This window comes from Spirillospora sp. NPDC048824 (assembly GCF_043198455.1).
GTDB lineage: Bacteria > Actinomycetota > Actinomycetes > Streptosporangiales > Streptosporangiaceae > Spirillospora.
Genome location: NZ_JBICUS010000009.1, coordinates 36,069 through 52,889, shown reverse-complemented (window position 1 = coordinate 52,889; position 16,821 = coordinate 36,069). Strand labels below are relative to the sequence as shown.

Genomic DNA, 16,821 nt, shown 5'->3' with positions numbered 1-16,821 from the left:
CAGCGGCTCGGGTGCGCATCGCGAGGGAGCCGGAGCGCGAGAAGGCCCCGCCGGATGTCGGCGGGGCCTTGCGAGCTGGTCGACGGCTTGGTGGTCGACGGCTTGGTGGTCGACGGCTTGGTGGTCGATGGCTTGGTGGTTATGGCGTCCGATTCAGTCGCCGTGTCCGGCGTCCTGCCGGTCCTGGCGGCAGGGCTCGCCGGTCACCCCCACTGGCCGGGCCGGTAGGCGCCGGCGGGCTGCCGGGTGATGACGTTCATGCGGTTCCAGGTGTTGATGAGGGCGATGCCGGACACCAGCGCGGCAAGCTGGTCGTCGTCGTAGTGCTTGGCGGCGTTCGCCCACGCTTCGTCGGTGACACCGCCGGCGGCGTCCGCGATGCGGGTGCCCTGTTCGGTCAGTTCCAAGGCGGCGCGCTCGGCTTCGGTGAAGACAGTCGCCTCCCGCCACGCCGCGACCAGGTTGAGCCGCACCGAGGTCTCCCCTGCGTGCGCGGCATCCTTGGTGTGCATGTCGACGCAGACGCCGCAGCCGTTGATCTGGCTGGCGCGGAGCCTCACCAGCTCCTGTGTGGCGGCGGGCAGCGTCGAGTCCGCGAGCGCCTTGCCCGCCGACTGGAGGTACTTCATGTACTTGGCCGCGACAGAGGTGCCGTAGTAGTCGAATCGAGCGTCCATGTCGATCTCCTTGCCGTGTCGGTTGTGACACCTCGATGACGGAACAGGCGGGCGAGATGTGACCCGGCTGGTCTCGTCATCTCGTCCGCCTTTAATAGGCGTAGGTCGATCCGCAGGTCAGGCGGCTACTGGAGATCATCAGAAATTCGCCGTCGACCGCTCTGCCGAAGGCGTCGATACCGCCCAGGCAGGCGTAGCGGGGTTCGTCCTCGCTGGAGAAGGAGAACAGCATCACGGTGTTCGGCTTGGACGCGATCGTGTCGGTGACGCGCATCGGCTCGTCCTCGGCGAAGGTGAAAATGATGGTGGCCGGCGGCCGTCCCTTCTTCATCACCCCGTAGCCGGTGCGGCCGTCCGGGGCCATCACCGCGGAGGTGATCCATCCGGAGTCGTCCGGTTGACGGAACAGGCGGCGGGCCGCGCGCAGGTCGGTGCCCTGCTCATCGGTGTCGAGAGCGTGGACGGCGACGTTCACGACTCTGCCCGCGTCCGGAAAGCCCGGGTTGACGGGGCCGTCGGCGGACGGCGCATTTCGGCGGACGTCTCCGAGCGTGTAGCCGAGGGTGTCGTTGTCGCTCGCCCAGACGATCTCGCCGATGACGGAAGGCCCGGTCGTTCTCCATGTGCGGCGGCTGCCCGAGTCGATGTCCAGAACGGTCAAGGCGGCGCGCGACGGCTGGGGGACGTCCATGCACGGAGTTGTCGCGAAGGCGATCCGGTCGCCGTCCGGGCTCATCGCCAGGCCCGCGACACGGGACGGGATGACGCCTTCGTGCAATGGCGCGATATCGGTCGCATGGCCGTCGCCGGCGAGCCGGAACCGGTGGATGCGCGACTCGCACGGCTTGTCGCGGGACGAGGCCACCAAGAATGTCCCCTCGGGGCCTGCGAGGAGTTCTCGTGCTTTACCAGCGGAAGGCGAAGGCGGCTGGACGGAGTCGGTCAGACGTTTCCGTCCGCTCTGCAGCGAATGCACCTGGAACCATGGTTCAGGTCCGTTGTCCTGTAAGGGACCTCCGGTTGGCCCAATGGTGACGATAAAGCGCGGTTTCCGGTGGTCACCGTAGGGCGTCGTGGACAAAGCGTGTTCGTCGGCCAGCAGTTGCACGGCGCCGATGGAGGCTGCGACGGACAACGCCATCGCGACCGGTGCCGCCCATCGTCGTATCCGCCATGACAGCGGGTCGCGGTCGTGTGGCTCGTCCCATTCGTCCGGCATCTGATGATCATGCCGTGCCGCGGCCCCGCCGCGGGCTCGTTCAGGACGATCGGGCCGTGGCCACGGCGGCCTGCCCGAGGCTGATACCGCCGTCGTTGGGCGGGACGCGGTGGTGGGTCAGCACGTCGAAGCCAGCGTCAGCAAGGCCGGACACGGCGCGGTCCAGCAGGAACATGTTCTGGAACACGCCGCCGGACAGCGCGACCGTGCCGAGCCCTGTCGTGGCCCGGATGCGGGTCGCGCCGTCCACGATCAGGGAGGCCACGCCGTTGTGGAATCTCGCGGCGATCAGCGGGACGGGGACGCCGGCCTGGACGTCGGCCACCACCGCGTCGAGCAGGTCACCGCCCCGCACCGTGAAACCTTCCGCTCCGTCGATGGACGCCGGGTATGCGGCGAGCTCCGAGGGGTCGGCGCGCTGTTCCAGTTCGATGGCGGCCTGTCCCTCGTAGTTGACCACGTCGCGGACGCCGACGACCGCTGCGACCGCGTCGAACAGGCGTCCCATGCTGGATGTGAGCGGTGCGTTGACACGGCGGCGCGCCATCGCGTCGACCGCGGCCCAGCCGGGCCGGCGGGCGACCGGCAGGTCGTCCGGGACTCCGTAGGCGGCCGCCATCCGCCACGGCTCGCGGATCGCCGCCGCGCCGCCCGGCATCGGTACCGGGTCCAGATGTCCGGCCCGTTCGAAGCCGCGCAGGTCGGCGACGAGGAACTCGCCGCCCCACAGCGTGCCGTCCGTGCCGAAGCCGGTGCCGTCGAAGGCGACGCCGATCACCGGGCCGGCCGCACCGTTGTCGGCCAGGCAGGACGCGATGTGCGCGTGGTGGTGCTGGACGGCGATCAGCGGCAGGTCCCCGTCGCGGGCGTACCGGTCGTGGGCGTACTTGGTCGACAGGTACTCGGGGTGCGGGTCGCAGGCGACCATTTCGGGGGTGATGTCGAACAGCCGCCGGAAATGCCCGATGCCCTCCTCGAAGGCGCGGAGCGTCTCGTAGTTCTCCAGGTCGCCGATGTGGTGGGAGATGAAGGCCCGGCCGTCGCGGGTCAGGCAGAACGTGTTCTTCAGCTCGGCCCCGCACGCCAGGACGGACCGTCCCCGCGCGATCGGCACGGGTTCCGGGGTGTACCCGCGCGAGCGCCGCACCGGCAGCGGACGGCCTCGGAAGGCCCGCACCACCGAGTCGTCGGTGCGCGTGTGGATCGGACGGTCGTGGAACAGGAACGCGTCGGCGATGCCGCTGAGCCGTTCGAAGGCGTCGTCGTCCCGGTAGGCGATCGGCTCATCGGAGACGTTCGCACTGGTCAGGACGAGTGGTTCGGTCACCAGCAGGTGGTGCAGCGGGGTGTAGGGCAGCATGAGGCCGACGAAGTCGTTGCCCGGCGCGACGGCGGCCGCCAGCCGTGCCCCGCGGCACGGCACGCCGGGGCGCCGGCGGGCCAGGACGATCGGACGCCGGGGCCCGGTGAGCAGTCCCTCCTCGGTGTCGTCGAGCAGGCAGATCGCGCGGGCGGCCGGCAGGCCGGGCACCATGACGGCGAACGGCCTGTCCGCACGGTGCTTGCGTGCGCGCAGTGCGGCCACCGCGTCCTCGTCCGCGGCCCGCGCCGCCAGGTGGTAGCCGCCCAGTCCTTTGACGGCGAGGACGGCCCCGTCCGCGAGCAGTGCCCGAGCGGCCGCGATCGGGTCCGCCGCAGCGTGGCCCGCAGGAGGGCGCGCCGGGCCGGCGATCCCTGCGCACTCCGACGTGGGTGCGGATGCGAGTAGCGACAGGGAGGGACCGCAGTCAGGGCAGCACACCGGCTGGGCATGGAACCGGCGGTCCGCCGGGTCGCCGTACTCGGCGGCACACGGGCCGCACATCGCGAAACCCGCCATGGTCGTGTTGGGGCGGTCGTACGGGACGTCCGTCACGATCGTAAAGCGCGGCCCGCAGCCGGTGCAGTTGATGAACGGGTACCCGTGGCGCCGGTCGGCCGGGTCGCGGAGTTCGCGGAGGCAGTCGTCGCAGGTCGCGGAGTCCCAGGACACCAGTGCGCGCTGGTCCCCCGACGCTTCGCTGCGCACGATCGCGAAGCCGCCGCGTCCCTGTGCGTCGAGGTTCCGCGTGGTGACGCGTTCGACGACGGCCAGCCGCGGCGGGCGGGTGCGCAGGCCGTCCAGGAACCGCCCGACCACGTCGGGTGCGCCCTCGACCTCGATGAACACGCCGCCCGCGTCGTTGCCGACCAGCCCGGACAGTCCGAGGCCGATCGCGAGCCCGTGCACGAACGGACGGAACCCGACGCCCTGCACGACCCCCTCGACGCGGACGCCGACCCTGACGTCCATCCCGCCATTCTGCCTGGTCGACGTCCCCTGAACGGGAAGGCCCGCGCGGAGGGCGTGTCCGGGCCGCGGTGTGCCGCGGGGCCGGCGCGAGTCGGTCGCGGCCGGGCCCCGCAGCGGGGTCACGCGGCGGAGGTCACTCCGATCCGGTGTAGGCGGCGATGGTGCGGTCCGCGCAGGCCCGGGCGAGGGACGCGTCGGTGCCGGACGCGATGTGCGCCTCGCGCCACGCCTCGCCGCTCTGCCGCGTGAACTCCTTGCCCTCGTCCGTCATGGCCCACTCCGGGCCCATCCCCTCGGGGACGCCCTCGCCGGACCCCAGGTGCAGGGCGAGGCCGAGGAGTCCCTGGTCCCAGCCGATGCCGACGGCGCCGGGTCCGAACTGGTTCCACATGTCGTCGTCGACGTGGGCGATGTGCTCCAGTTCGAGGCGGGCCCGGTCGTCCGCCTCGGGGGTCAGCCGCACCTCGATCCAGCTGGTCTGGCCGCCGTACTCCCACGTCGCGAAGAATTCCTTGGGCGGGTCGCAGCGCTCGATCGTCCCGCTCGCGTTGCCCTCCAGCTCGTAGCGGCCGCCGAGCCGCAGGTCGCCGGAGACGGGCAGGAACCAGCGCGAGATGCGCTCGGGGGTGGTGACGGCGTCCCACAGGTCCTCGACGCCGGTGTCGTAGATCTGGCTGACCGTCGTGGTCCGCGCGGCTCCGGCCTCCAGCACCCGCTCGCCGACCCGGCGCCGCACCGCGTTGATCTGACCGGTCACTTCGATCATGGCTGGCTCCCTGCTTCCCGTCCTGGTGGCTGTTCGTCCCTTGGCGCCTGCTCGTCCGGTGTCCGGCGGTCCAGGCGGCGTGCGCGCTTACCACGGGCGATCTCCGTCGCCAGGGAGTCCAGGTGCGGCGTCCAGAACCGGCGGAAGCGGTCGAGCCACGCGTCGACCTCCCGCAGCGGCCCGGAGTCGACGGCGTAGAGGCGCCGTGTGCCCTCCGCGCGCACGACCGCGAACCCGGTGTCCCGCAGCACCTTCAGATGCTGCGACACCGCGGGCTGCGAGATCCCGAACTCTTCCCGGATGACACCCGACACCTCCCCGGAGGACCGTTCGCCGTCGGCGAGCAGCTCCAGGATCCTGCGTCGGACCGGATCACCCAGCACATCGAATGCGTGCACGCGACCAAGCTACAGCCTCAACTTTTATAAGCCAAGTCTTAAATACTTACCGGCTGGCCGCGGACAGGAGATCCTCGAACGGAACAGGGGTGTCGTACGGGTCGGGCTTCGCCGGCGCGGGGCGGGCGTTCATCAGCGCCGCGAGCTCCACGCCGGCACGGGCGACCCGCTCCGCGAGGGGGCCGGCATCGCCGGCCGCGCCGCCTTCGGACCCTCCGGCACCGCCCCAGTCCTCGGACGCCGCGTACACGGCGGTCGGGACGACCGCGGCGCGCAGGTAGGCGAACAGCGGGCGCATGGCGTAGTCGATGGCGAGGGAGTGCCGCTCGGTCCCGCCGGTCGCGCCGAGCAGCACCGGCTTGCCGTCCAGGGAATCGCGTCCGACGACGTCGAAGAAGGTCTTGAACAGGCCGCTGTAGGACGCGTTGAAGACGGGCGTCACGGCGATCAGCCCGTCGGCGGTCGCGACCGCCTCGACGGCGGCGCGGAACGCCCCGGCCGGGAAGCCGGTCAGGGCCGCGTCCACCAACGCGTGCGCGTGGTCGCGCAGCTCGATCACCTCGATGGCGGCGTCGCGCCCGGAGGCGTCCGGGCGCAGGGCGGCGGCGGCCGCCCTGGCGAGCCGGTCGGCGAGGAGCCGGGTGGACGACGGCTGCCCGAGCCCGGCGGAGACCACGGCGAGCGTGCTCATCGAACCTCCTCGGCGTTCCGCCGCGCCTCGGCGCGGGACGCGTGGGTGGGGGCCGTCGCGGGGACGTGCGCCGGGCGCAGCGCCTCGAACTCCCTGCGCAGGATCGGGACGACCTCCTCCCCCAGCATGTCGATCTGCTCCAGGACGGTCTTCAGCGGCAGCCCGGCGTGGTCCATCAGGAACAGCTGGCGCTGGTAGTCGCCGAAGTTGTCGCGGAACGTCAGGGTCTTGTCGATGACCTGCTGCGGGCTGCCGACGGTGAGGGGCGTCTCGGCGGTGAACTCCTCCAGCGAGGGGCCGTGCCCGTACACCGGGGCGTTGTCGAAGTAGGGACGGAACTCGCGGACGGCGTCCTGGGAGTTCTTCCGCATGAAGACCTGCCCGCCGAGGCCGACGATCGCCTGGTCGGCGGAGCCGTGACCGTAGTGCTCGTAGCGCTGCCGGTAGAGGCCGATCAGCCGCTGGAAGTGCTCCTTGGGCCAGAAGATGTGATTGGCGAAGAAGCCGTCGCCGTAGTAGGCGGCCTGCTCGGCGATCTCGGGGCTGCGGATGGAGCCGTGCCACACGAACGGCGGGACGCCGTCCAGCGGGCGCGGCGTCGAGGTGAACGACTGCAGCGGAGTGCGGAACCTGCCCTCCCAGTCGACGACGTCCTCGCGCCAGAGCCGGTGCAGGAGGTGGTAGTTCTCGATGGCGAGCGGGATGCCGTCGCGGATGTCCTTGCCGAACCACGGGTAGACGGGCGCCATGTTGCCGCGTCCCATCATCAGGTCCACCCGGCCGCCGGCCAGGTGCTGGAGCATCGCGAAGTCCTCGGCGATCTTCACCGGGTCGTTGGTGGTGATCAGCGTCGTCGCGGTGGACAGGATCAGCCGCTCGGTGCGGGCCGCGATGTAGCCGAGCATCGTCGTCGGGGACGACGGGACGAACGGCGGATTGTGGTGCTCGCCGGTGGCGAAGACGTCGAGCCCGGCCTCTTCGGCCTTCGCCGCGATGGCGACCATCGCCTGGATCCGCTCGGCCTCGGACGGGACGCGTCCGGTGGTGGGGTCCGGGGTCACGTCACCGACGGTGAAGATTCCGAACTGCATGCCGGGCTCCAAAAATAGTAGAACTTTCAATCACCTTATCGAACGCCGCAGGCGGAGATCATATTCCTGGCCGTCCCGCAGGTCCCGGACGGCCGAGCCGGGTACCCTGAAGCCCCTTGGTCTGATCGGCCGCCTCGGGGGAATGCTGGTCCCATGATCGGAGCGCGGATCACATGATCGGGGATCACGTCCTGGCGGGATACGTCAACGACGGCGGCGGCAGGGAGGCGGTCGACCTGGCGTCCGCGATCGTCGCACTGACCGGCGGGCGGCTGAGCGTGGCGACGGTCCATCCCCCGGACCTCCCGGCGGCCGCAGGCGAGGCCCGCGCGCTGCTGGACCAGGTTCCCGACCTGCTGGACGGCCAGCCCGCCGACCTCCTCACCCAGGAGGGGCGCAGCGTCGCCCGCGGGCTCACCGTCCTCGCCAGCCGGATCGGCGCCGACCTGATCGTCGTCGGCTCCCCCGAGGGCGGCGCGCGCGGACGCATCGGCGTCGGCGCCGCCGCCGACCACCTGCTGCACTCGGCGACCGAGGCCGTGATGCTCACCCCGGCCGGCTACACACCGCCCGAGGACCTCGGCCGCATCACGGTCATGTACGTCCGGCGGCCGCAGTGCGACGACGCGGTCATCCGCACGGCGCAGGCCGCCGAGCGCCTGGACGTCCCCCTGCGCCTGGTCACGCTCGCCGTCGGCGACGTCGGCGGAGACGACGGCGCCGAACGGCTCCGCGACGACCTGGCCCTCGCCATCCGCCTCGCCGTGGACTCCGCCGACCTGCCCCCCGAGGACGTCTCCGCGGAACTCGCCGAGGGCGACGACGTCGCCGACGCCCTGGACGACGTCGACTGGCCCGAGGACGAGATCCTCGTCCTCGCGTCCAGCGAGGACGCCGCCGCCCACCGCGTGTTCCTGGGCGAGGTCGCTCTCAAGGTTCTGCGCGCCGCATCGTGCCCCGTGACCGTCCTGCCCAGGGGCTACTTCTGAGTAGCCCGATTTGACCGGTTTCACGGAACAGGTTGCCGCCCAGGGTTTACCTCGGCTACATTCCGTCGAGATCAGAACGTGACCTTGGAACGTGCCCGTGCGGCACGGCATGGTCCGTCCCCCCCGGTCGGGCACCACCCTGCCCGGACGAGCGAGGCGGCAGGGAGCGCAATGGACCCGATCGGCAAGAAGCTGCTCGACATCGCCGAGAACGAACTCGGATACACCGAGAAGGGCGACGGCTACACCAAGTTCGGCAACTGGTGGACCGAGAACGTCGACGGCGACCACGACGACTACTTCACGACGGCCCCCTGGTGCGACATGTTCCTCGCCTGGGCCGCCGACAAGGCCGACGTCACCGAGCAGGTCGGGCAGTTCGCCGCCACCGTCGACCACGCCAAGTGGTTCGAGAAGCACGACGCCTGGGGCAGCGAGCCCGAACCGGGCGCCATCGTCTTCTACGACTGGAACGGCTCCAAGGACATCGACCGGATCGACCACGTCGGCATCGTCGAGAAGGTCGACGGGCACACCCTCCACACCATCGAGGGCAACGCCGACGGCTACAAGCTCATGCGCAAGACCCGCGACATGGGCACCGTCGTGGGCTTCGGCTACCCCTCCAAGGTCAAGGTCGAGGCCAAGTACACCCCGAAACACGCCGCCGCTGCCCCCACCGTCGACAAGGTCGGCACCCGCACCACCTCGACCAACACCCACGAGCAGGAGCACGCCGCCCCCGAGCAGCTCCCCACCCAGGAGGTCGTCCTCGGCGGCATCCTCGCCTTCGTGCTGTGCGGCAGCGTCGCCCTCGCCGCCGGGCGTGCCGCCGCCGCCAAGACCCCCACCACACCGCCCATCCGCGTCCGCAAGCGCGGCAAGCACCACCGTCCCTCCACCCCCGTCGCCCTGCCCGCCGACCTCACCCCCGCCGACCTCGAGTCCGCGGACGCCGGCACCGCCGTCATGCCCGTCCTCTCCCTCGCCGCCGCCCACGAGGCGGAGGACCGCGAGTTCTGGGGCCGCATCGCCCACCTCGAAGAGGACAGCGAACTCGCCTTCTGGAACTCCCTGCACGACGAAGTCAGCGAGACCACACCCGCCCTGTACGCAAGCACCCCTGGATTCCGCTAGAGTTGTCCGTGCAAGCCCGGAGGGCGACCTCCGGTCGGCACGCGGACGTGGCTCAGTTGGTAGAGCATCACCTTGCCAAGGTGAGGGTCGCGGGTTCGAATCCCGTCGTCCGCTCTGAGGCCCCCGGTCAGGCCTCGCTCTGGTGGAGTGGCCGAGAGGCGAGGCAACGGCCTGCAAAGCCGTGTACACGGGTTCAAATCCCGTCTCCACCTCGCAGCACACAAGGGCGATTAGCTCAGTGGGAGAGCGCTACCTTGACACGGTAGAGGCCACTGGTTCAATCCCAGTATCGCCCACCACACCAGCCCAGGTCAGGCACACACAAGCCGACCTGGGCTTCGTCGTTTCGACCCGGTAGGACGCGAAACCGGAGCACGCTGCTCCGCCTACACCCGTCGCGCTTGTCCCTCTGCTCTGCGTGCCCTGCGGTCGATGGGACGTCCCGCGCGCGCCGCGTCGCCGGACCGCTCACGGCCCGTGCCGGTTCCGCGCCCCCCGCTGCCCGACTCGGTCGTCCTGTGGACGCGGCTGGCACCGGAACCGCTGGCATCGCTCGGCGGCATGGAGCCGCATCGCGTCCCCGTCCGCTGGCAGGTCGCCGAGGACACGCGGTTCCGCCGGATCGTCCGGGAAGGGACGGCGACCGCGAGGCCGGAGTACGCGCACTCGGTGCACGTCGACGTGCGCGGCCTGCAGCCCGGACGGGAGTACTTCTACCGGTTCCAGGCGGGCAACGAGATCTCACCGGCGGGCCGGACCAAGACCGCCCCCGCCCCCGGGGCGACGGCGAACGCGTTCACCTTCGGGATGGTGTCGTGCCAGGCATGGTTCGACGGCTACTACACCGCGTACGGCCACCTGGCCGAGGAGGACCTCGACCTGGTCGTTCATCTCGGCGACTACCTGTACGAATACGGCGGGCAGACCAACGGCGGCAGACCGGACACACCGGTGCCGGACAAGTTCCACACCCCCACCGTGCACCTGTCGGAGTATCGCGACCGGTATGCGCTCTACAAGCTCGACCCGGAGCTGCAGGCCGCGCACGCCATGGCACCGTGGCTCGTCACGTGGGACGACCACGAGGTCGTCGGCAACTACGCCGACCTCGCCCACCCGTCGGCGCCGCCGGAGGACTTCCTGGTCCGCCGCGCCAACGCCTACCGGGCGTACTGGGAGCACATGCCGCTGCGGGCGCTGGAGCCGGCCGGCCAGAACATGTCGCTGTACCGCCGGTTCACCTTCGGCCGGCTGCTGGAGTTCAGCGTCCTGGACACCCGCCAGTACCGCAGTGGCCAGGCGTGCGGCGACGGCCTGGAGACCGACTGCGCCCAGCGGCTGGACCCGTCCCGGACGATGCTCGGCGACGCCCAGGAGGCGTGGCTGCTGGACGGCCTCGGACGCTCGCAGGCGACGTGGAACGTTCTGGCGCAGCAGATCATGGTGTCGCAGGTCGACTTCAACACCGATCCCGGGCAGGCGTTCGGGATGGACCTGTGGGACGGGTACAAGCCGTCCCGGGACCGGCTGCTGAACGGGATCGTCGAGCGGAACGTGAGCAACCCGATCGTGCTGTCGGGCGACTTCCACCGCAGCATGGCCGCGAACGTCAAGCAGGACTTCGACGACCCCGCGTCCCCCACGATCGCGACGGAGTTCCTCGGTTCGTCCATCTCGTCCGGCATGGACGGGGCGGACATGGACGAGTACGGCTCGCAGTTCCTCGCGGCCAACGACCACATCCGCTTCTACAACGGGCAGCGCGGATACATGACGTTCAACGTCACGCCCGGCACATGGAACGCGTCCTACCGTGTCGTGCCGTACGTCCGGGAGCGCGGCGCGCCCGTGTTCACCCGCGCGAGCTTCTCCGTCGAGGACGGCAGGCCCGGCCTGCAGGCCGACTCGCAGAGCGCGGCACGCGGCACGAGCTACCTGCCCGCCTCCGAGGTCGATCCTCCCGAGCCGCTGAAGGGGAACCGCAAGTGAGCGTTCGCAAGATCATCGCCCTGCCGGCCGTGTCGCTCACGGCGGTCGCCGGCGTCGTCCTGCACGCCGGCGCGGCCTCCGCCGCCGAACAGGGGCGCGGGTCGGTCACGATGACGCTGCAGTCCGGGCCGCTGGACGTGCTCGCCGCCCCGTGCGGAGGCGAGCCGCTGGTGGTCGCCCTCACCAACTCCGGCCCCGAGGGCGCCTACGCCGACGTGTTCATCACGCCGGAGCGTCCCCTCGTCACCTCGCATGACGTCATATCGACCTACGTGCCGCCTGACGGCGACGTCGTCGTCCGGGTACAGGTCTCCGCGCCGCTCGGCTCCGCCGGAGGGACCCACGACGTGTCGCTGCGGCTGGGTCCGCACGGGCCTCGGCAGGACGCTTCCGTCACGGTCACGCCGAAGCCGTCCGGGCCGGGCGCCAACCTCGCCCTCGGCGGTCCCGTCAACGCCTCGTCCACGCACGGCAACTTCCACGTGTGCGGCGCTGTGGACGGCAACACCGACTCCGAGGCCTGGTCCACGCGCACCGGCTGGAACGACGGCACGCGCACGGTGTTCCCGGACACCTACACGGTCGAGTTCGGCGCCCCGCAGCCGATCGACCGGATCGTCCTGTACACCCTGGACTCCGCGCGCTATCCCGCCGCTCGCTACGGCCTGCGGGACTTCGACGTGCAGGTGCTCGGCGGCGGCGAGTGGACGACGGTGTCGAGCGTCCGCGGCAACGCCACGGGCCGGCTGGAGATCTCGCCCGATCCGGTCGTCTCCGCCACGTCGGTACGCGTCGTCGCGCTCGCGTCCAACAGCGGCGACTACTCCCGCATCGTCGAGCTGGAGGTCTATCAGGACTCGTAATGGCCGCCGTTCGCCCACGTGATGCCGGCCGTCGCGGGGTCGGCGATCGTCGACCCCGCCACGGCCTGCGAAGAGTCTTCCGCGACGGGTCTTGTAAAGGTACTACCTTTGCGGCAAGGTGTGCGTACTCGCCCGAGACCGGCCGGGCCGGAACGTATCGGAGTCGCCCGTGGAAGCGATCGAACCCCAATTCGGGACCGTCACGCTGCTGCTGATAGCGGCCGGCGCTGTGGCGGTACTGCTGTTCCTGATCATGAAGGTGAAGCTGCACGCCTTCATATCCCTCGTCCTGGTGAGCGTGCTGACGGCCATCGCCGTCGGATTCGAGCCCGGTGACATCCCCGACGTGCTGATGTTCGGGTTCGCCGACACCATCGGCTCGGTGGCCCTGCTGGTCGCGTTCGGCGTCATGCTCGGCCGACTGCTGGAGGTGACCGGCGGCGCGCAGACGCTGGCGGACACCCTCATCGGCCGGTTCGGTGAGAAACGGGCCCCCTTGGCGCTGGGCATCGCGTCCCTGCTGTTCGGGTTCCCGATCTTCTTCGATGCCGGGCTCGTCGTCTTCGTCCCGATCATCCTCACCGTGGCGCGGCGCTTCGGCGGGTCGGTCCTCTACTACGCGCTGCCCGCGGCGGGCGCGTTCGCCGCGATGCACGCGGTCGTCCCGCCGCACCCCGGGCCCGTCGCCGCGGCGAACCTGATCGGCGCCAACGTCGGGCTCACGCTGCTCGTCGGCATCCCGATCGCGGTGGTGGCGTGGTATGTCGGCGTCATGCTGGTCTCCCGCTTCCTCGCCGCCAGGTTCGACGTGTCCGTGTCGGACGTGATCTTCGGCGAGGTGCAGGACGGCAAGGACGCGGAGGAGCCCGACTGGCGCGCGCCGTCCTTCGGCACGGTCCTCATGCTGCTGCTCATCCCGCTGGTGCTGATCTCCTTCAACACGGTGCTCTCGACGCTGGTCGAGAGCGGCGTGCTCGAAGAGGGGCAGGACTGGGTCGGCTTCCTGAGCCTGATCGGCATCACACCGGTCGCCCTGATGATCACGGTCATCGTCGCGATCCTGGTGCTCGGCCGGCCCAACGCGTCGATGGCCACCGTCAGCAGGATCGTCGATCAGGCCCTCGGGCCGGTGTGCGCCATCATCCTGATCACCGGCGCGGGCGGCATGTTCGGCGGGGTGCTGGAGCTCAGCGGCATCGGCGACGCGCTGAGCGGGAGCCTGTCCGATCTCGGCATCTCCCTGATCCTGCAAGCGTTCATCATCGCGACCCTGCTGCGGGTCGCGCAGGGCTCCGCCACCGTCGCGCTCACCACGACCGGCGGGCTGATCGCGGGGGCGGTCGGCGACGCGGGCCTGAGCGACTTCAAGCTGGCTCTCCTCGTGGTCGCCATCGCGGCGGGCGCCACCGTGCTCTCGCACGTGAACGACTCCGGCTTCTGGCTGGTGAGCCGGTTGTTCGGGATGGACGAGAAGACCACGCTGAAGACCTGGACCGTCATGGAGACGACGCTCGGGCTGTCGGTGTTCGTGATCGCCTACCTTCTGTGGCTGGTCACCTGAGTCCGGCCGGGTCAGGAGGCCGGGGCACCGTCCCCGGCCACCTGGCCCATCTCGTCGGCGACCTCGACGCAGATCGCCGTCATCGCGGCCCTGGCGACCTCGGACTCGCGGCCGGCGACGGCCTCCGCGACCACGAGATGGAGCCGGCGCGCCTCGGGCTTGGGCTGCGGCGGCATCAGGTGGTGGAGCGTGCGCCCGCGCAGTACCTCCTCCACGACGTAGGCGAGGCCGGCGAACATCACGTTTCCCGAAGCTTCGAGCAGCAACCGGTGGTAGGCGATGTCGTGTTCGAGGAACGTGGTCAGGTCGCCGGCCGCGCCCGCCGACTCCATCGCCGCGCCGAGCTCGACGATCCGGTCCCGCTGGCGGCCGTCCGCGTACCGGGCGGCCAGCGCGGCGGCGGGCGGTTCGATCGCGGTACGCAGCTGCGAGAGCTGGTGCAACTGCGTGCCCCGCTCCGGCCCGTCGAGCCGCCACCTGATCACGGCACGGTCGTAGGAGTCCCACTCGTCCTTCGGCAGCACGGTGACGCCGGTCCGCCGGCGACTGGTGACCAGCCGCATCGACGCGAGCACCTGAACCGCCTCCCGGGCGACCGTCCGGGACACGCCGAACTCCTGCTGCACCCACTCCAAGTTGACCTTCGAACCCGGCACGAGGGACCCCGAGATGATCAATGGCCCGAGCTTGGCGAGGACCTCCTCGTGCAGAGTCGACATGGCCGCCAGCGTACCCGCGGACGGAGCAATCCCTTGATCGCAGGCTTCCACGTCGTGGTGATGGGAGTGGCCGGCTGCGGCAAGAGCACGATCGCACGGCACCTCCGGGACGAGTTCGGGCTGCGGATGGCCGAGGCCGACGACTTCCATCCGCCCGCGAACATCGCGAAGATGTCCGGCGGCGACCCGCTGACCGACGACGACCGGTGGCCGTGGCTTGAGGCACTCGCCCGGTGGACGGCCGATCGGCAGGCCACCGGGACGTCCACGGTCCTCGCCTGCTCGGCCCTCAAGCGGTCCTACCGCGACGTGCTCCGACACCCCGTGCCGGACACCTTCTTCCTCCACCTGCACGGTGCCGAGGACCTGTTACACCAGCGGATGCGAAACCGCGACCACTTCATGCCGCCCGCGTTGCTCCGCTCCCAGTTCGAGACCCTGGAGGCCCTCCAGCCGGACGAGCACGGCGCCGCACTGGACGTCGCGCCGGCCGTCGATGAGCTGGCCCGGCAGGCGGTGCGGCTCATCAGGCCGCTCATCCCCGCCGGGCCCGGCACGACACGGGCCTGACCGGCGGAACCGGCGCTGACCAGAGCCGACGTCCGCTCTGATCAGCCTGGGCGGTCCCGGCTCGACGCGTCGGTTCCGCCGCGGCCCTAGGCGCTCTCCGGCAGGAGCCGGTCCGGAACCCTGAGCATCGCCAGCGGGACGTGGTGCTGCCCGGCGTGAACGTCGCGGTCGCGCAGGCCGGCCTGGGGAACCGGCCGCGGGAACGAGATCTTCACGACGTTGAGCGACGGGATCCGGAATATCTGAACGGTCGCGGGGTCCACGTTGTACATCTCACCGATCACGTCCTCGTTCAGGAAGCTCCGGTCAGAGGCGATGCGATAGCAGAGCTCATCCTTCATGAACGTCTCAAAGGTGATCCAGAAGGGGCCCGCGTTCTTCGAACGGATCTCGATCGCGAAGTCCCCGAGTTTCGGCTGCGTTGAATCAGGCACTCGATGCCTCCAGTTGCGTGACGCGGAACATTCCCGTCGGCGAATCGACGTCGACGACGTGGTTCAGCGCGAACTCGTACACGGGACCACGCTCGACCTCCGCCGGCGACGTGGCGAACGAGAAGCTCGGAAGGTACTTCATGTCCGGCAGCGGCAGATGCAGAAGAAGCGGATTGGCGAATTTCGCGATCGACGTCGCCGTCGCCTGCTCCCCGGCGCGCACCAGCAACATGACTCCGATCTCGCGGCAGGGAACGTCGGCCGGCTCGATGTCGTCCAGGATCGCGCTGTGTCCGTACAGGCGAAGGTCGTACTCGTACTCCGACGGTTCGAGTCCGAGTGTGTGCGCGACCCGTTCGGTGAGGATCTTGTTCATGAAGGCGACCCACTCGTCGATACGACCGATGATGTGCGGGTCGCGGATCGCGGCGAAGGACATCGTCTCGTAGCCCACGACCTTGGCGCCTTCGAGCTTGATGGTGTGCTGGTCCGCGTCGATGAATCGCGAACCGCCGACCCTCACGCGACGCGAGTCGAGCGCCGTGTAGGTGGCATCGGTGACGTCGATCGTGCCGGCGGGCTCCCTCATGACGAACGGGTCGACCGTCTCGTAGAGCATGTGGGCCGCGACCGAGATCGGCGTGCACGAGGTGTCCGGGTCGAGCGGCTCGATCTCGAACCCGTTCCGGTCGATCGTGGCGAACACCCCGCCGGACTTCGGATCGGTGGTGCACTGCCCCCCGCACTCCACGATCTTCGCGGCATGCCAGGTGGGTCCGGCCGGCATGCCCAGCATCAGGGGAACGGCGGCCGCCACCGCGGTGTCCGTCGCCCGCCCCGCGAGGACGACGTCGGCGCCGGCTCGCAGCGCTTCGACGAACGGCTCGTGGCCCATCATCCCGACGATGTGCGCGCATTCGTCGAGCGTTGACGCGTCAAGCTCCCCCATGGGCGCCAGGGGGTGGATCTTCCCCGCGGCCAGTTGCTTTTTGAGGAAGCCGGCCTTCTGCTCGCTGTAGATGCGGGCGACCTTCAGGTCCAGCCCTTCTTCGCGCATGATCGCGTCCACCATTCCGCCGACCCAGTCGACGCCCGAATCGGTGCCGGACGTGCCGCATGAGCCGATGACGAGCGGGATTCCCGCCGTCGCGCAGGCCGTCAGCAGGATGCGCAGATCCCTGGAGACCGCCGCCGCGGCGGTCTTCGCTCGTCCGGCGCCCAGGTAGAAGGGGCCTGAGTCGGTCGAGCCGCCGTCCACCGTGATGACGTCCGCCCCAAGGGACAGACCCCGCTCGACGGTGGCCGGGTCGAAGCCCGCGCCGAGCATGCCGAGCGGTGTCAGGACACCGACTCGCTCAATGGTTCCGGCTGACTTGTTCACGTAC

Annotated in this window: 16 protein-coding genes and 3 tRNA genes; 9 read left to right on the top strand and 10 right to left on the bottom strand. The window is 70.2% G+C overall.

What is annotated here, in order from left to right; translation table 11 throughout:
• Nucleotides 1-203: 203 nt before the first annotated feature.
• The 7 genes from ACGFIS_RS19460 to ACGFIS_RS19430 form a co-directional block, all read right to left on the bottom strand.
• Nucleotides 204-677 carry a carboxymuconolactone decarboxylase family protein gene (locus tag ACGFIS_RS19460; RefSeq protein WP_392908137.1) on the bottom strand — a complete coding sequence of 158 codons (474 nt, stop codon included), beginning with the start codon at nt 675-677 and terminating at the stop codon, nt 204-206.
• 91 nt (nt 678-768) lie between these two features.
• Nucleotides 769-1,896: a hypothetical protein gene (locus ACGFIS_RS19455; RefSeq protein ID WP_392971949.1), complete on the bottom strand. Its 1,128-nt coding sequence runs from the start codon at nt 1,894-1,896 to the stop codon at nt 769-771.
• A 40-nt stretch (nt 1,897-1,936) separates the two neighbouring features.
• Nucleotides 1,937-4,228, bottom strand: a complete 2,292-nt coding sequence (gene hypF, locus ACGFIS_RS19450) for a carbamoyltransferase HypF (protein WP_392908142.1) — start codon at nt 4,226-4,228, stop codon at nt 1,937-1,939.
• Between the two features lie 133 nt (nt 4,229-4,361).
• Nucleotides 4,362-4,994 carry an SRPBCC family protein gene (locus ACGFIS_RS19445; RefSeq protein WP_392908145.1) on the bottom strand — a complete coding sequence of 211 codons (633 nt, stop codon included), beginning with the start codon at nt 4,992-4,994 and terminating at the stop codon, nt 4,362-4,364.
• Entirely contained in the window at nt 4,991-5,392 is a 402-nt protein-coding gene (locus ACGFIS_RS19440) for an ArsR/SmtB family transcription factor (RefSeq protein ID WP_392908147.1), read from the bottom strand. Before ACGFIS_RS19440 ends, ACGFIS_RS19445 begins: the two co-directional genes overlap by 4 nt.
• Nucleotides 5,393-5,438: 46 nt before the next feature.
• Nucleotides 5,439-6,083 (bottom strand): CE1759 family FMN reductase, encoded by a 645-nt coding sequence (locus ACGFIS_RS19435; protein ID WP_392908151.1) that lies wholly within the window; start codon nt 6,081-6,083, stop codon nt 5,439-5,441.
• Nucleotides 6,080-7,174, bottom strand: a complete 1,095-nt coding sequence (locus ACGFIS_RS19430) for an LLM class flavin-dependent oxidoreductase (RefSeq protein ID WP_392908153.1) — start codon at nt 7,172-7,174, stop codon at nt 6,080-6,082. The genes ACGFIS_RS19435 and ACGFIS_RS19430 overlap by 4 nt, the downstream gene beginning before the upstream one ends.
• A gap of 173 nt (nt 7,175-7,347) precedes the next feature.
• Here ACGFIS_RS19430 and ACGFIS_RS19425 point away from each other — a divergent pair, with 173 nt between their 5' ends.
• From ACGFIS_RS19425 to ACGFIS_RS19390, 8 genes are all read left to right on the top strand, one after another.
• Nucleotides 7,348-8,163 (top strand): universal stress protein, encoded by an 816-nt coding sequence (locus tag ACGFIS_RS19425; RefSeq protein ID WP_392908155.1) that lies wholly within the window; start codon nt 7,348-7,350, stop codon nt 8,161-8,163.
• A 171-nt stretch (nt 8,164-8,334) separates the two neighbouring features.
• A complete protein-coding gene (locus tag ACGFIS_RS19420; RefSeq protein ID WP_392908157.1) occupies nt 8,335-9,300 on the top strand; it encodes a CHAP domain-containing protein in 966 nt (321 codons plus the stop codon).
• Nucleotides 9,301-9,341: 41 nt separating this feature from the next.
• Nucleotides 9,342-9,414, top strand: a tRNA-Gly gene (locus ACGFIS_RS19415).
• Nucleotides 9,415-9,441: 27 nt separating this feature from the next.
• A tRNA-Cys gene (locus ACGFIS_RS19410) sits at nt 9,442-9,512 on the top strand.
• 12 nt (nt 9,513-9,524) lie between these two features.
• A tRNA-Val gene (locus ACGFIS_RS19405) sits at nt 9,525-9,599 on the top strand.
• 133 nt (nt 9,600-9,732) lie between these two features.
• Nucleotides 9,733-11,289 (top strand): alkaline phosphatase D family protein, encoded by a 1,557-nt coding sequence (locus ACGFIS_RS19400; protein WP_392971947.1) that lies wholly within the window; start codon nt 9,733-9,735, stop codon nt 11,287-11,289.
• On the top strand, nt 11,286-12,152 hold the full coding sequence (locus ACGFIS_RS19395) for a discoidin domain-containing protein (RefSeq protein WP_392971945.1): 867 nt from the start codon (nt 11,286-11,288) through the stop codon (nt 12,150-12,152). Before ACGFIS_RS19400 ends, ACGFIS_RS19395 begins: the two co-directional genes overlap by 4 nt.
• 169 nt (nt 12,153-12,321) lie before the next feature.
• Complete coding sequence (locus tag ACGFIS_RS19390) at nt 12,322-13,713, top strand: GntP family permease (protein ID WP_392908164.1); 1,392 nt, start codon at nt 12,322-12,324, stop codon at nt 13,711-13,713.
• A gap of 11 nt (nt 13,714-13,724) precedes the next feature.
• On the opposite strand, the gene ACGFIS_RS19385 is transcribed toward ACGFIS_RS19390, so the two are convergent.
• Entirely contained in the window at nt 13,725-14,432 is a 708-nt protein-coding gene (locus tag ACGFIS_RS19385) for a FadR/GntR family transcriptional regulator (protein WP_392908167.1), read from the bottom strand.
• Between the two features lie 33 nt (nt 14,433-14,465).
• Between ACGFIS_RS19385 and ACGFIS_RS19380 the strand changes: the two genes are divergently transcribed.
• A complete protein-coding gene (locus ACGFIS_RS19380) occupies nt 14,466-15,002 on the top strand; it encodes a gluconokinase (protein ID WP_392908169.1) in 537 nt (178 codons plus the stop codon).
• Between the two features lie 86 nt (nt 15,003-15,088).
• Here the strand turns inward: ACGFIS_RS19380 and ACGFIS_RS19375 are convergent, their stop codons facing one another.
• Together ACGFIS_RS19375 and ACGFIS_RS19370 are read right to left on the bottom strand one after the other, a co-directional pair.
• Nucleotides 15,089-15,436, bottom strand: a complete 348-nt coding sequence (locus ACGFIS_RS19375) for a DUF4387 domain-containing protein (RefSeq protein ID WP_392908171.1) — start codon at nt 15,434-15,436, stop codon at nt 15,089-15,091.
• Nucleotides 15,429-16,817 carry an acyclic terpene utilization AtuA family protein gene (locus tag ACGFIS_RS19370; RefSeq protein WP_392908173.1) on the bottom strand — a complete coding sequence of 463 codons (1,389 nt, stop codon included), beginning with the start codon at nt 16,815-16,817 and terminating at the stop codon, nt 15,429-15,431. The genes ACGFIS_RS19375 and ACGFIS_RS19370 overlap by 8 nt, the downstream gene beginning before the upstream one ends.
• Between the last annotated feature and the right edge of the window lie 4 nt (nt 16,818-16,821).

Coding starts and splice junctions, on each gene's coding strand:
- ACGFIS_RS19435 (WP_392908151.1), bottom strand. CDS start 6,083: ATGAGCACGCTCGCCGTGGTCTCCGCCGGGCTCGGGCAGCCGTCGTCC.
- ACGFIS_RS19460 (WP_392908137.1), bottom strand. CDS start 677: ATGGACGCTCGATTCGACTACTACGGCACCTCTGTCGCGGCCAAGTAC.
- ACGFIS_RS19425 (WP_392908155.1), top strand. CDS start 7,348: ATGATCGGGGATCACGTCCTGGCGGGATACGTCAACGACGGCGGCGGC.
- ACGFIS_RS19455 (WP_392971949.1), bottom strand. CDS start 1,896: ATGCCGGACGAATGGGACGAGCCACACGACCGCGACCCGCTGTCATGG.
- ACGFIS_RS19400 (WP_392971947.1), top strand. CDS start 9,733: ATGGGACGTCCCGCGCGCGCCGCGTCGCCGGACCGCTCACGGCCCGTG.
- ACGFIS_RS19420 (WP_392908157.1), top strand. CDS start 8,335: ATGGACCCGATCGGCAAGAAGCTGCTCGACATCGCCGAGAACGAACTC.
- ACGFIS_RS19445 (WP_392908145.1), bottom strand. CDS start 4,994: ATGATCGAAGTGACCGGTCAGATCAACGCGGTGCGGCGCCGGGTCGGC.
- hypF (WP_392908142.1), bottom strand. CDS start 4,228: ATGGACGTCAGGGTCGGCGTCCGCGTCGAGGGGGTCGTGCAGGGCGTC.
- ACGFIS_RS19430 (WP_392908153.1), bottom strand. CDS start 7,174: ATGCAGTTCGGAATCTTCACCGTCGGTGACGTGACCCCGGACCCCACC.
- ACGFIS_RS19385 (WP_392908167.1), bottom strand. CDS start 14,432: ATGTCGACTCTGCACGAGGAGGTCCTCGCCAAGCTCGGGCCATTGATC.